This window comes from Nonomuraea sp. NPDC049480 (genome assembly GCF_044465905.1).
Lineage (GTDB): Bacteria > Actinomycetota > Actinomycetes > Streptosporangiales > Streptosporangiaceae > Nonomuraea.
On the sequence record NZ_JBITMD010000031.1, the window covers coordinates 64,589 to 78,112 of the forward strand.

The 13,524-nt window shown below is 68.8% G+C and carries 9 protein-coding genes; all 9 read right to left on the reverse strand.

Annotation, left to right across the window (positions count from 1 at the left end):
• Positions 1 to 50: 50 nt before the first annotated feature.
• The 9 genes from ACIBX3_RS51435 to ACIBX3_RS51475 all read right to left on the reverse strand — a co-directional run bounded on the left by ACIBX3_RS51435 (position 51) and on the right by ACIBX3_RS51475 (position 11,596).
• A complete protein-coding gene (locus ACIBX3_RS51435) occupies positions 51 to 917 on the reverse strand; it encodes a hypothetical protein (RefSeq protein ID WP_397128085.1) in 867 nt (288 codons plus the stop codon).
• A 149-nt stretch (positions 918 to 1,066) separates the two neighbouring features.
• Positions 1,067 to 1,897, reverse strand: a complete 831-nt coding sequence (locus ACIBX3_RS51440) for a C40 family peptidase (RefSeq protein WP_397128086.1) — start codon at positions 1,895 to 1,897, stop codon at positions 1,067 to 1,069.
• A 182-nt stretch (positions 1,898 to 2,079) separates the two neighbouring features.
• Positions 2,080 to 2,907, reverse strand: a complete 828-nt coding sequence (locus tag ACIBX3_RS51445) for a replication-relaxation family protein (RefSeq protein ID WP_397128087.1) — start codon at positions 2,905 to 2,907, stop codon at positions 2,080 to 2,082.
• 124 nt (positions 2,908 to 3,031) lie between these two features.
• Positions 3,032 to 5,515: a type IV secretory system conjugative DNA transfer family protein gene (locus ACIBX3_RS51450; RefSeq protein ID WP_397128088.1), complete on the reverse strand. Its 2,484-nt coding sequence runs from the start codon at positions 5,513 to 5,515 to the stop codon at positions 3,032 to 3,034.
• Positions 5,512 to 7,347 (reverse strand): VirB4 family type IV secretion system protein, encoded by a 1,836-nt coding sequence (locus ACIBX3_RS51455; protein ID WP_397128089.1) that lies wholly within the window; start codon positions 7,345 to 7,347, stop codon positions 5,512 to 5,514. Before ACIBX3_RS51455 ends, ACIBX3_RS51450 begins: the two co-directional genes overlap by 4 nt.
• Positions 7,344 to 8,297, reverse strand: coding sequence for a PrgI family protein (locus ACIBX3_RS51460; protein WP_397128090.1), 954 nt, complete (start codon positions 8,295 to 8,297; stop codon positions 7,344 to 7,346). Before ACIBX3_RS51460 ends, ACIBX3_RS51455 begins: the two co-directional genes overlap by 4 nt.
• A complete protein-coding gene (locus ACIBX3_RS51465; RefSeq protein ID WP_397128091.1) occupies positions 8,294 to 9,799 on the reverse strand; it encodes a hypothetical protein in 1,506 nt (501 codons plus the stop codon). Before ACIBX3_RS51465 ends, ACIBX3_RS51460 begins: the two co-directional genes overlap by 4 nt.
• A 260-nt stretch (positions 9,800 to 10,059) precedes the next feature.
• Complete coding sequence (locus tag ACIBX3_RS51470; protein WP_397128092.1) at positions 10,060 to 10,464, reverse strand: pilin; 405 nt, start codon at positions 10,462 to 10,464, stop codon at positions 10,060 to 10,062.
• A 295-nt stretch (positions 10,465 to 10,759) separates the two neighbouring features.
• On the reverse strand, positions 10,760 to 11,596 hold the full coding sequence (locus tag ACIBX3_RS51475; RefSeq protein WP_397128093.1) for a hypothetical protein: 837 nt from the start codon (positions 11,594 to 11,596) through the stop codon (positions 10,760 to 10,762).
• Between the last annotated feature and the right edge of the window lie 1,928 nt (positions 11,597 to 13,524).

The following is a 13,524-nucleotide window of genomic DNA, read 5'->3' on the forward strand; positions in this document are numbered from 1 at the left end:
GGCCTGACCTGCGGGTCCAGCGCCCGCGAAGCCTGCGATGGATGCGAACTTCAGGACTGAGGGGCGGTTCGCCGCCGCAGCAACTCGGCCCGTACTGCTGCGAGACTCCGCCGGCCCTGAGAGGTATCGATCTCCCAGAAGGTCCAGCCGTTGACGGGGTACCCGGTCACTGCCTCTGCCGCGCCGGACAAGAAGTCATGGGGCTCGCCGTCGTACTGGATCGACCCGTCGGCGTTGAGGCGCGCCTCGGCAGGGTGCGGGTCCGAGGTCGAGTAGAGCTTGGCGCCGGGCTGCACCAACCCCGCCTGGACGAGGTCGAGCATGGTGGTCTTGTAACGCGTCTTGGTGGGTGTCGCGGGGCTGGGGCCCTTGTCTTGCACGGCTTCCGCGAGCAGTTCGTAGGGCGGTAGGAGATCGCTGGTCCTGGCCCGGGTCGATCGGGAGCGACGTGCGGGGACGGGAGGCGTGAGGTTATGGCCGATGAGGTGCAGAGCGCTGAAGATCGGGCGGAGGTGTTCGGCCATGCCGATCTGGTCGTCCAGGTGCATGGTGCAGTCCTGGGGCCGGTTGCCATTGTGCAGGTGGACGAGCTCGGCGCGGGCCATGACGTCGTAGAGGCGGCCTTCGAGCCAGCCGACTTGGCTGGTGTGGAAGGGATCTTCGGTGTCACGCCGGATCAGGAGCGCGCGGTACCAGTGGTCGCGGTTGCGCAGGTGGGTACGGAGGCGCTTGCTCAAAGTACCGGGCGCTGCCTTGCCGACGTAGGCACCCCAGGTGCCGTCTGCGCTGGGGCGGTCGAGAAGGACATAGACGCCGGTCGCGTCCCAGACGTCGTGGAGTTGCTTGACGTGGGCGCGCTCGACCACGGCCAGCCGCACCACCGAGTTGTCTGCGCGGAGTTCCAGAGGTGCGTTCAAGGCGTGGGGGATGGTCACTCTGTACGGTGACGCCTTTGCGGGTCGCCCTTCCACTTCGGCCTCCTCCGTTCCTGAGCCCTTTCGAGATCTTCCCGGAGAGTATCGGAAGCATACCTCTCCGTGACCATGCGTTGCTTGAAAGGACCTGCTCACAGGCCGGGCTGGCGGAGACGAAGCGGTGATTGGCCACTATCCGGGACTGGGTCGTACGGGGCTCCGGGCCGGGTGAATCCCACCAGGTCGCTACGCCGATAGGAACTAAGCTGGATGACCTCGCGCCGATTGGGGGCGTGGATCATCTGGCCCGGCGCGATGACAAGACCGACGTGGCCGGGGCCGTTCTGTTCCATGCGAAAGAAGACCAGGTCACCTGGCTGTTCATGGCCGGATGGGATGGGCGGGCCGTGTCGCCATTGGTCGGCGGCGACGCGCGGGATCGTGACGCCTGCCGCTTGGAAGGCACGCATGGTCAGGCCAGAGCAGTCGAAGGAGTCCGGGCCTTCGGCCCCCCACAGGTACGGCTTGCCGAGCTGTGCGTGGGCATAGGCGATCACGGCTGCGGCCTGCTCGCCGGGGATGATGCCGACGCACGAGCCGGTCAGTACATCGACTGTGCGCTGGGCGAGTGCTTCCCATGGGGCGTACGCGTTGGGGAAGGCGGATCGTTGGACGCTTTGGGCGGCCTTGGCCAGGGGAAGTCGCTGCCAGCCGGGCACGTTGGTGAGCCGGTCGTAGAACTGGCGGGTCGCGTAGTTGGGGTCGAGGATCTGCGCCGGGCTTCCCCACCCTTGTGAAGTTCGCTGCTGGAACAGGCCGAGAGAATCCAGGTGCCCGGAGGGCAGATTCCGGAGCTTGGACTCCTGCAGGGCTGTGGCTATCGCGATCACGTACGCACGGGCGGGGAGGCCGAGTTGCAGGCCGACTTGGACGATGAGGGCGGCGTTGCCGCGCTGCTCCTCATCCAGTTCCGCGACCGACATAGCCTCCCGGCTTCCCGCTGTCGTGATCAGGCAGCCAGTGCCTCCAGGGCTTCCTGAGCTGGTGAGGATGCTGGTGGCTGCTGCGATGAAGGCGACAACGAGAAGAAGCAGGAGTGCGGTGCCGGCCGCGGCTGTCTTCACCTCTTGGGAGTTCCTTCCAGCGAGAAGCGGGCGGTCATCCGTCAGGTGTCAAGGACGTCTTGAGCAGAGCGGGCGAGGTGGGGCCAGGCGTCGGCGAGCTCGGCCAGCCGGACCCGAGGTCCTTGCGCTCCGGCCGGTAGCCAGACGGGTCCAGCCGGGCCGTCGCCGAGGCTGGTGTGGACGGCAGTGGCGACGGGCACTTCGACTTCGGCGAGGAGCTTGCGCAGATTGGCTTCGCGGGTGTGGCTGGGTAGCCAGAACAAGACGGGCGTCGTGATGCCGGTCGCCTCGGCGAGGTTGGCGTAGCCGGGAAGCTTCGCCATCACCTTCGACAGGGTCTCGGTCCCGGTGTCGTGCTCGAGGAAGAAGTCGATCTCCTTGCCTGCCTCGATCCAGTATCCGTACGCGTCTGGACGAGCCAGGTCACCCCAGAGCTTGGCGCAGCGTCGTTCGGACCACCACTCCTTCACACGCGCCTCGGCACCTTCCTGGCGAGCGAGGTAGTGCAGGTCGGTGAAGAAGTCGTTGACTCCGATCTGATGGTTGGCCTTCGTGGATACCGACACGGACATCGCCAGATCTGGGTGGTAGCCGAGTTCCTTGACGGTGACGTCCTCTTTCAGCGCCAGAAGTTCGGCACCGACGCGGCCGAGGATCCAGTGATGAGGCGCGGAGCCCCCGTAGGGCATCCAGGGCCGGTAGCGGGTCACGACGTGCAGCTTGTGGAGGATGCCGAGACGGCGGCGAGTGGGCTGGGGCAGGGTGAAGAACAGGCGCTGGATCTGATGCGTGGTCAACACTCGGTGCTGGTGCAGAAAGCTGAGGATGTCGTAGTCACGCGGAGTGAGTCGCGCCGCGAGCTCGACCATCGCGGCGGCGTCGAAGCGAGGCAGTCCGAGCGGGATACGGGTAGCAGCCATGCGGTTCCTCTCAAAGCGGCGCCCATGCGCTGGATGGAAGTCCGGTTCTGGCAGGTCTCTGGTTGGTGCCGGTTCACCTCCCGCCAGGGAGGCTGCGACTTGAGGGGCGGGGGTCGCACTCGGAGTCGTACACACCCTGCTGCTTGCGAGGCGCTGCAGGAGAAGGGGTGGAGAGGCGCGGCTGGGTGAAGCGCTCGCGGGAGGCCTCCCGGATGGCCTCTGCACGTTCCTGAATGACGGGCGGCAGAGGGCGGGTGCGCATGGTGAAGGCGGACGTCTGCTGGCCGTCGATGACGAGGCGGGCAGCCGCCTGGTAAGCACCCAGATGGGTGAGGTCGTGCGGAGTGATCAGAGGCGCGGTGTGGTGCTTGAGGTCGCCTGCGTCCTTGGGGGAGGCGTTGAAGTAAATCTTGTTGCGGGCGTCGGCGGACAGTGCTTCTCGCAGGTCGCCGGGGAGCTGGTCGAGGTGCTGATGCGCGAGGACGAGGGAGAGCCGGTAGCCGCGTGCTTCGGCCAAGACGTCGTTGATGTGGCCCGGCAGGTTGAGGAAGTTGTGGCATTCGTCGATGTAGAGGGCGGCGTCGGGCCGGTCGGCCTCGTTGCGGTCGGCTCGGCGGGTGGCGGCTTGCCAGGTGTGGGCGAGCAGGATCGAACCGAACAGTCTGGCCGCATCTTCGCCGAGGATGCCCTTGGGGAGACGCGCCAGGATGAGGCCGCCGCCGTCCAGGAGTTGCCCGACGGAGACGGTGGTGTTCGGGCTGGTGAGAGCATCACGGACGAAAGGGCGGAGCAGTACGGCACGCAGCTTGTTCATCACCGGGCCGATGACCGTGGCTTGTCCGGCGGGGGTGAGCGCGTGGTAGGAGTCCCAGAACCCGTTTAGCAGTTCGTCGTCGAGCTTGGCCGTGATGCGGGCGCGGAAAGCGGAGTCGGTGAGGAGCCGGGGGACTTCCGCGAGAGTGGCGCGTTGCCCAAGGACGCGGGTCAAAGTGAGGCAGGTGGACCGGAGCAGGTCGTCGACACGTGGTCCCCAGGCTGAGCGGAAGCAGCGGTGAAAGATGGTGACGACGGAGTCGACCGCCAAGGTGGGATTGGGCCCGGCGAGCACGTTGATCGTTGGCGGATGAGCGGGGTCTTGCGGGTCGAACACAACGGTTCTGCCGATGGCGCGTTCGGGGAGTCGGGCGAGGATGTCGGTGATCAGGTCGCCTTTGGGGTCGATGACCAGAGCGCCTCGGCCTGCACGGGCGTCAGCGAGGACCATGGCGGCGAGCAGGGTGGATTTGCCGACGCCGGTGCCGCCGAGGACGTGGATGTGGTGCCGGGCGTCGGCCACGGGCAGGGCTATGGGGCGCCGTGGTCCGCTGTCGCTGTCACCCAGTACCCGGACCGGGCCGCTGGCCGGACCGCGTGGTATGGCGGAGGAGGGGGCGATGGGGCGGGCTCCGGCGCGGGTGATGCCGGGGGCGTCCACATCCCAGGGCAGGTGCGCCAGCGCTGCCAGCTCTCCCACGGACAGCAGATAGCCGAGGTGCAGATGGCGTGAGCTGGCCAGCGTGTGGGGGCGCCAGAGCCGGGCGCGACGCAGGTGCTGGTGGCCGGAGGTGAACAAAGCGAAGACAGCGGCCAGAGTGTGGGCTTGACCGCGCAGTCGATCAGGTGTCGCATCGTCGTCGCGCGTGGAGGCCACGGCGTAGCGGATGGCGACCTGGTAGCGCGGCTGGTTCGCTTTGGTGAGGATGGCGCGCACCTGCTCGGCGCGTTCGGGGAACATGCGGGCCAGCTCGCCCGGATGCGCGTGCCCGGACATCAGCACGAGCTCGTCCAGCGCGTGGCCGATCGCGCTGCTGGTCTTGCCGCCCCGCAGGGCGGCGGCGGCTCGGTGAGCGCGCCGGAGGCGGCGGCCGGTAGTGGGCCGGGCCAGGATCTGCACCAGGGCGTGCTCGCCGTCGCGCAGCCCGCTCATCGCGGACAGCAGGGAGCGGATCGGGTCTGCGGGGTGGTCGCTCTTGAGCGGGAAGTGCTCGGCGCGGCCGAGGATCAGCCGTCCGCCGACGGCGCGGGCGTAGGGCGGCAGCGGGCGGGTGGCAGGTGTGGTGGTGGTGATCGCCCCGGGCCAGGCGGCCTGGATGGCCTTTTCCACGATGCCGGGTGGGACGGTACCGGGTATCCAGAGGCGGACGCGGATGCCGGAGTCATCGCCTTGGTACTCCCAGACCAGATGGGGTTGGCCGGTCAGGAGGCGTTTCCAGGCGGGGCGGAGCAGTCCGATCAGCTGGCTCCACAGCACTTGGGCGCCGTGTGGGTCGCTGTCGGGCGGGCAGGAGATCTCGATCAGCCGGGCGTTGATGGTGAGTCTTCGGTGGCGCAGTCGGCCGATGAGGTATCGGGCGAGGGCCAGCGTGGAGATGATGGCGAGGACGGTGAGGGCGATGCGCCAGCCGTAATGCAGCGCGTACTCGGGCAGCCGGGCGGGCAGCTCGCGCAGGAACTCCAGCGCCCTTTCGACGTCTCGGTCGCTGATGTCGCACAGCAGGCAGGAAACGGTGGGGCTCATAGCGGGTCGGCCTCCTCGTCAAGCTCGTCGTAGGCGGCATCAGCGATCAGCGGACTGAGGGCGTGTGCAGGGTCTTCTTGGCGTTCCAGTTCGGCAAGCTCGGCCGGGTCGGTTGTGATCAACTCGGCCTCGGCGGGGGAGGCGATCACATGAAAGGCGACTCGGCTCGCCGGGCCGGCCACCATCAAGGCTTCGCCACGTTCGGCGGTGAGCAGGAATTGCCGCTCCCCGTCGGACAGATCGAAGGCGTCGCCGACCGCGCCGATGGCTTGCGGGGCCTGGCGCAGCAGGATCTGGCTGGCGGCGTTGGCCACGATGGCCTGGCCGAGTTCCGTGCCAAGCAGATCGGCGGCGTCTTGGGTGACCAAGGCGAGCCCGGCCCAGTGCTTGCGGGCGGCCTTGGCCATCCGAAAAAGGAACCGGGCGCCTTCGGCCTGTTTCATCAGCAGCCACGCCTCGTCCACCACGACCAGGCGTTTCCTGCGGTCTCGAGGGTTGGCCACCCGGCGCCAGATGGCATCCAACGCCAGTAGGATGCCGACCGGTTTGACCTCCTCGGGAAGGTCCCGCAGGGAGAAGACGATCAAATGTCCGGTCGGTGTGGTGGTGGTCGGCCCGTCGAACAACTCCCGGTAGGAGCCGGAGACATACGGGGTGAGCTGTTCGGCCAAATCCACACCCTGCTTGCTGGCCTTCAACACCGCCACCAAATCGGCCAGCAGCGGGGCGGGCCGGGTCCACGTGGTCGGGTCGCGGCTGATCCCGGCCGCCGCGTACGTGGCCAGGACGGCGGTGTCGAGCGCGGCGCGCGCCTGCGCGATCAATGGTGCGCCGAGCATGGTGGCAATCAGCGTTTGCAGGAACAGGGCGCGCCGGGACAATGCGTCGTCGTGGGGGCCGTGGCTGGCGGGCAGGTCGAGCGGGTTCCACCGCACTCCGGTGGCGCCGAGGCGGAGGTGGGTGCCGCCGACCGCGCGGGCCAGGCGGGCGTACTCGTCTTCGGGGTCGACCACAGCGACCTCGACCGCCTGGTAGAGCAGGCGCAGGGCTTCGAGTTTGGTGAGGAAGCTCTTGCCGGCGCCGGAGCGGGCCAAGGTGACGGAGTTGTGGTTGTCCTGCGCGAAGCGGTCCCACACGACGATGCCGGTGCCCGAGGCGCTGGTGCCGTACAACACCGCGCTGTCCCCGATAGGGGCGGCCAGGTCGGGTGAGGTGAAGGGGAATGCGGCGGCCAGTGCGGTGGTGTCGAACGTGCGGTGCAAGGCGATGGCGTCGGTGCCGAGGGGCAGGCTGGTGATCCAGCCCTGGAGGGCGCGGAAGGTGGTCGGCTGGGCATCCAGCAGCAGTGAGGCGGCCAGCGCGTGCACCCGGTCGATCTCGGCAGTGAGCTCTGCGTCGGTGGCGGCGTGCAGGGTGAGGTAGAGGCCGACCTTGAACAGCCGTCCGTGGCCTCGGGCCAGGCTGGCGGCCAGGTCGGTGGCGTCATCGGCGGCGGCCTCGACGGCGAAGTCGGCCAGGCGGCCGTGCGCGGCGTCGCTGCGGCTGGCCGATTCCAGCCGGGCAAGCTGGCGGCGTAGTCGCATCGCCGCCACCGCCTGCGGGATCGGTTCGATGTGTAGCGAGACGTCGAGGCGGCCAGGGTAGGTGAGCAAGGGTTCCAGCCAGCCCGCGCCCACTTCGCGCGGATAGCCGACCACCGCGAACGAGGCGGTAACGCCGCCGGGGAAGGTGAGTGTGCGGGCGCCTATCTCCAGCGCGCCGGGTTCGTAGAGCCCGCCCGCTTCCATGGGCGCGGTGGGTTCGGACGGGCGGTCATGGTGGCGGCGTTTCATCGATCCTCCTGGTCAGTGGCGGAGATCAGGTCGTCCGGCAGAGCTTGTTGGGCCGGATGCGAGCCGCCCGGGTCCAGGCATTCGGTCAGCACCCGACGCGCGGCCTGGGCGTCCAAGACCGTCGTGGTGATGCCGAGGGCAGTCAGGCTGCGCGCTGCTTCGTCGGCGCGGCGCAGCACGACGGCCGCTGCGGCATCTCGGCGGACCCTTCTCCGTCCGCGTGCCGGGTGGTGGTCGCGCAGCACCAGCAGGACCTGCCGGGCCAGCAGGTCGCGGGAGGCGTTCAGCTGCTGCAGGAACGCCAGGTGGTCGGCGGCGCTATGGGCCAGCGCCGGATGTGGCAGGCCGTCGGCGCGCTGGTCGAGGCCGTCGATCAGGCCGTCCAGGTCCACCGGACGGGCTCGGACGAGGATCTGCGTTGGGGTTTCCAGGGAGTTGAGCCAGCGGCCGAACGCCCCCACCAAAGCGGCCTGCTCGCCCGTCGTGCGCAGGTGGAACGACACCGTGCTGGTTTCCACCAGCACCGCCACCCCACCGTCTGCCAGCTCCAGCGCTCCGTCGGTGCGGATGGCGCGCACCGGTAGCCGCAATGGGGCTGGTAGCCTGCCGCGCAGCCGACACCACACGGGCGGCTGCACCACGCCCTCAGAGGCGGCGACCAGCTTCTTGGGTGTGCGGGCAAAGGCGAGCGCGGCCAGGGCGAAGCGGTCGAAGGTCAAGCCGTCGCGGCGGCCGAGCGCAACCACCAGGCCGACTGCGAGCAGTGGCAGGAGTGCCCCGGCCAGCACCAGCACCGGCACCAGGTCGTGGCATAGGTAGTAGACGAGCGCGGCCAGGCCGCCGGTGGCGGCAACGATGACGATCTGGTGAGCGGTGAGTCCGTAGGCAATCTTGTCCGGTTGGCTGACATCGGCGGGAATGTGCGCGATCAACGGCTCCGGCTCGTTCACTGTTCTCGCCTCCCGCGGACGCGCCGGGGCGGTGGATCAAGCCGCAGTTGCAGCTGGCGAGGCCGGGCGGCGCGGGTCGGCATACCGGGCAGCATCGGCTGAACCCAGGGTGGCTTCGGCCGGATCCACGACTTGTTCGTCGGCGACGGGGCGGTGTTCGTGGGCGGGCGCGGTACCCGGGTGACCGGAAACGGCAACGCCAGCTGCCGCCAGCTTCGGCGGGAGGTACGGGAGGTAGAGGCCGACCTGGGTGTGGGCGGCATGTCGAGTGGCAGCTCAAGTTGCCGCGCCGCGCCACCGATGAATGTCGACGCGGATGCTGAGGCCGAGGTCGAGGTGTGCACCGGTCGTGGTCCTCCCTTGGAGGTCGTCGCCGGGCCGCCGCGTGGTCGTGGCCCGGCGGGATGGGGCCGCCCACCCGCGCCGGGCCGAGGCCGAGGCGGCGGGCGGCGGTGCTGCACGGCCGACCGGGACTTCGCCCCGGCGCGGGCGGTCCTGCCGGCCGCAACGGCCTTGGCCGCGCCCAGGAGTTTGTAGAGCAGCACCGCCTTGACCAGGCGTGTGAGCAGCTGGGGCTGGGCGGGCTGCCAGACGGAGCGGGCGACCCAGCCTGGGATCTTGATCAGGATGAACAGCAGCCCGATCAGCACCAGCGCATCCAGCGCTCTGCTGACGATCGGTTTCACCGCCGCCAGGACCGGCTCGTCGGGACCGGTGGCGAAGGCATCGGCGGCGTCGGTGAAGTACACCTTGAACGCCAGGATGAGGACCAGGGCCTGGAGTACCTGCATGACGAGGACGCCGGTGATGGCGCGCCACCACAGCCGGGCGATGTACTCGGTCTGCGGCAGCGCGTGGCACAACAGGGCGAGCGGCGCTGCGATGATCAGAAACAGCAGCAGCGCGATCCGCAGGATCGCGATGAACGCCAGAATGAGCCCCATCACCACGGCCAGGCCGATCATCCAGATCAGAAACATCTGCGGGGCCTGGAGCTGGCCGATCGGATTGGTCAGCTTGTTGGCCAGAAGGTCGCCCGCCCGCCGTCCATCCACGCCGTCCCCGAGCAGCGCGGCGACGAGGCCGTTGGCCAGCTCGATGGCGTGCTGGCACACGGTGAGCGAGGTGTTGACCGCGATGACCGCGACCACCAGGCGCGGCGCGATGTCGCGGGCCGTGGTGGCGGTGTGCACGCTGCCATGCGCCATCACGATGAGTCCGCCGGCCAGCACGAACAAGGCCAGCAAGGCGTTGGCCACCAACCGCACGTGATCCGACAACTCGCGAACCCGCTCCACCATGGAGGGCGGCGGTGAGGACAACAGCAGTCCACCGACCAGCGCGAAGGTGGGATGGATCGCCTCGGTCACGACCAGCCCGAACCAGCCGTTCACCGCACGGTTGAACTTGCAGCCGACATCCAGCCAGCCGCACTCCTCCACCCCCGCGCCTTGGTCCGGTACCGGGGTGCTCGGCCGGATCTCTGGCGGCGGCGTCAGCATCGGCCCGGTGGGCCGCCGAGGTATCGAGGTCGGAGTCGGCGTGGGCGAGGGTGCGGGTGACGGCTGTGGGTTGGCGGTAGGCGACGGCTCCCGCTGCGGTGTCGGTGCTGGCGCTGGGGGAGGGACGGGAGATACGGCGGTTGCGGTGCTGGTTACTGTCAGCGTGATGGCGACCAGCGTGATCAGCAGGGCCGCGAGACGACCCACGGCGGCCACCGGCGAGGGGCACGGTGGGCGAGCGGGCGGGTGGCGGTTCACAGTCAGGCTCCGACGATGCCCTTGAGAATGCTGACCAGCAGCGGCGCGAGTACGGCGGTGCCGTAGCCGATGGCGGCGTAGCGCAGCGTCTTCTTGGCCGCTTCGACCTCGCCGGGGTCGCCGCCGGCCAGGATGTAGCGGACTCCGCCCACGGTCAGAAAGAGCGTGGCCAGGCCGACCAGCAGGCCGACGATCACGTTGCGCAGGTTGTCGATCACCTGGTTGAGCGAGGCCGCCGGCTTCGCCTCCTGCGGCTTGGCCGCCGACATGCCGGCAGCCTCCTGGCCGACGGCGTGGGCGAGGTGCGCAAGAGCGAGTTCGACGAGGGTACCGAAGGCGACGGCGGCGAGGACGAACACGGCGATGAGCAGGGCTTTGCGGGAGGTGAAGCGGGAACGTGGGATCACGACGGGCCTCCTGGCAGGGTGTCGAGGATGCGCGGGTCAGGGTGTGCGAGGCGGCGCGGACGCCCGGGGTCCGGCAGGCCGGGTGGGCGTCCTCCTCTGGTGCGGTGCGGTGGCGGATCCGGTGGTGACAGGAACCGGGTGGCCGGGTGCGGCCCGGCCGGACCGGTGGGCGTCCGCGCTGCCTTTCACCTGTGAAAAGACCTGGTCGAAGGGCCGAGATCGGACATCGAGGCCAGCGGATTTTGCGCGTTCATGACCGGCAAGCCGTCGACAAGGTGATCGCCTGGTGTGCGCTCTATGGCTCGTCGGACAGCTGGCCCGCGGCGAGCGCCTGCGCCAGACGGGCCTCGGCGCGCTGGCGCTGCTTGAGCGCGGTGCAGTAGAGCAGGCCGCGCTCGCGGCAGTAGACGCTGAGCGGCATGTCCTCCAGCCGCGTCAGCTCGATCATCTCGGCCGCCGGGGCGGTGATGATGCCGTGGGCGACCGCGCGGGCCAGCAGCAGGTCGGCATGGCCGGCCGGGTACCGCAACGCCGGCTGGTCGCCGGTCGTATCGGGCTCGGTGAGCAGGTCGGGCTGGGCGGCGGCGTAAGCGCGCAGGACGCCGAACTGGGTCAGCCGGGACAACCGCAAGACCGGATGCGTCCAGGACAGCTCCACCCGCAGCAGCGCCTCCATGAAGCAGGTCAGCAGCTCGGCCTCCAGCTCCTCCCGCTCCACGGGAAGCGTCTCGGCCAGGGTCTTGAGCAGGCGCCGCAGCATCGGCGCCGCCAACGCGACGGCGGCCACCATCCACGCCCCGCGATGGGTACGCGCCTGCTCGATCAGGTATCGCCACACGCCATCGCGGGTGGCTCGGTCGCAGCAGGGATGCAGCAGAATCGCGCCGAGCTCGTCCAGGGGAATCGGCCGGGCGGGCAGACCCGGCCCTAGCGTGGCCCCATCGACCGCCAGCGGCTGTGGCCCTTGCATCAGCAGCCTGAAGGAGCGCTCGGCCAGATCCAGCGGACGCGCCTGGTGAGTTGGCGAGGTGTCCCGGGCGGACGCCGGGGCCCCGCTCCCGGCACGGGATGTCTGCGAGGGGGTGTCGGCGGCCGTAGCGGTGGACGCGGTCTGGGATGGGGTGTGGAACATGGCAGCTCCCGAAGGGAATCGAGCGATGTCGGACGCTGCTCATGGCGCCAGAGGCGACGTACAGGAACCGGACGACTTCCGGACAGACATCGGATCACATAAAGATCAGGCCAAGGTGAGGCGATGCGGCGCAACCGGGTTCGACCTGGGGCAACACAGCGGATCGGCTGATTTCCGAACTCAGAGAGCGGCTGGTCCGGCTGGTGTTCGGACTGTCATCGGAAACGTGCTGACCTGCGAAGACGGCCTCATGCCGGATTACGCAGGTCAAAGATTGAGCAGGTTGGTGGGCATGTCATGCGGCCCTGCTAGAAACCCGAGGAGCTCACCCGTGTGAGGCGTTCACCTCCGCACGCGGTGAGGAACCGGCCGCCGGGCGCGCATGAACCCGGTGCTGGTGCCGGGGAGGGAGTTCCCTACCTGCGGTTCAGGTGCGTACAGGATGGGTCCGAGGCCCGCGCTTACTCAGGGAAGCGATCTTCTAACCAGCTGTTTCCATTCCAAGGCTCAACACTGAGGCCGCGATCGCCGAGCCGGATGCCGACTCCGATGAGATCTTGCTCGTCTCCTTCGGAGTGGCTGCCATGACGCAATGTCGTGGGGTGAGCGGCCGGGCTTTGCGGCGGTGAGCAGGATGCCCCAGCATCACCTGCGTCACCGACGGGATAGTCGGCGCCGGGATGCGGCTGCTCGACGCCGATCCCGACCTCGCAGGCAAGGAGGCCATTGAATTGGAGACGACCAGGGGCGTGCACACCCCGAACGTCACGCACCTGGGTACACGTCAACGGTCGCGCGGCGCTCCCGCTCGACGATGGCGGAAGCGGTGCGGGGGAACCAGTGACCGCGGGTCGGGACGAGGGGTAACCGCGTCTGCGCGTTGCCGGGAAACGCTCGCCGTCTCGGGAAGCGTTCTTCGAGCCCGCGATTCATCGCAGGCCGGGGCGGCGTGTGAACACCCCAAGGGACATCGTGATCGCCCCCGCCGACACCGGCGGGGGTCCTCCATCGTTGATTGCCGTCGCGGCGGTGTCCGGAGACCAGGAGTCACCGGCCTCGTTCAGCCCAAGAGACGATGGCACGCGGTGTTGCGCAGCCGAAACTCCCGCTTATGCGGCGGGAACAACTCATCGCACTTCATACCGATCAGCGATCGGTTCCCCTCGCGCCGGGTGGTGTCCCACCAGGTCGGACGCGGGCTGTCCGGTGTGCGCTTCGCGTGAGGACTCGGTCGGAGAGCGGGACGGTCAGGCGCAGGTTCCGCCAGCGGCCGTGATCGCGGGGGTTCGTGCCCACCGTGCGACTGGTGGACGTGCGCATGGTTGCTGGCCGCGTCGACATGCCTGGCACCGCCACCGTGATCGTCTTTTTTACCGGTCTTCCGGCGGGGCATGGCCGGTGATGTCCGGGTGTGGGAGGCGGAGGAGGCGTTCGGTTGACTCCGCAGTCGGGCAGACAGGGGAGCATCATCTCCAGTGGTGGCCCGGTGTGTGTCCACCGCCCGAGGTACGGGGCTCGGTTGGCCGGTCGACTTGACCGACCCAGCTCCGTCCAGCATCATCGCGGCGGCCACGGTGGCGGCCGCTCCGCCCACCAGCAGCAGCTTTCTGGCGCGCACCCGCCTACGCAGTCTCTTAATTTTTTGGCGCATTCTCCGCTCCCGACCACTTGATCGCTACGGTGCGCAGCTTATTCATGACTCTTCGGCTGTGCTTCGGGCTTTGATCTTCCCTTGGCCATCCATGGCCAGAGGATGATCCTGCTGTCCGAGAACTGTCCCGAACGTGCACGAAAATGCTCTGACCTGCGAGAACTCTTCTGATGGTGGTGATGATGCCACCCATGTAGGAGGCATGGGCGCGGACCGTTTCTGCGCTCAGCCTGCGTCCGGGAACGGGGCCGTCCCCTCCCGAACCTGAGCCCGTTTA

Coding starts and splice junctions, on each gene's coding strand:
- ACIBX3_RS51440 (WP_397128086.1), bottom strand. CDS start 1,897: ATGTCGGTCGCGGAACTGGATGAGGAGCAGCGCGGCAACGCCGCCCTC.
- ACIBX3_RS51445 (WP_397128087.1), bottom strand. CDS start 2,907: ATGGTCGAGCTCGCGGCGCGACTCACTCCGCGTGACTACGACATCCTC.
- ACIBX3_RS51450 (WP_397128088.1), bottom strand. CDS start 5,515: ATGAGCCCCACCGTTTCCTGCCTGCTGTGCGACATCAGCGACCGAGAC.
- ACIBX3_RS51455 (WP_397128089.1), bottom strand. CDS start 7,347: ATGAAACGCCGCCACCATGACCGCCCGTCCGAACCCACCGCGCCCATG.
- ACIBX3_RS51465 (WP_397128091.1), bottom strand. CDS start 9,799: ATGCTGACGCCGCCGCCAGAGATCCGGCCGAGCACCCCGGTACCGGAC.
- ACIBX3_RS51475 (WP_397128093.1), bottom strand. CDS start 11,596: ATGTTCCACACCCCATCCCAGACCGCGTCCACCGCTACGGCCGCCGAC.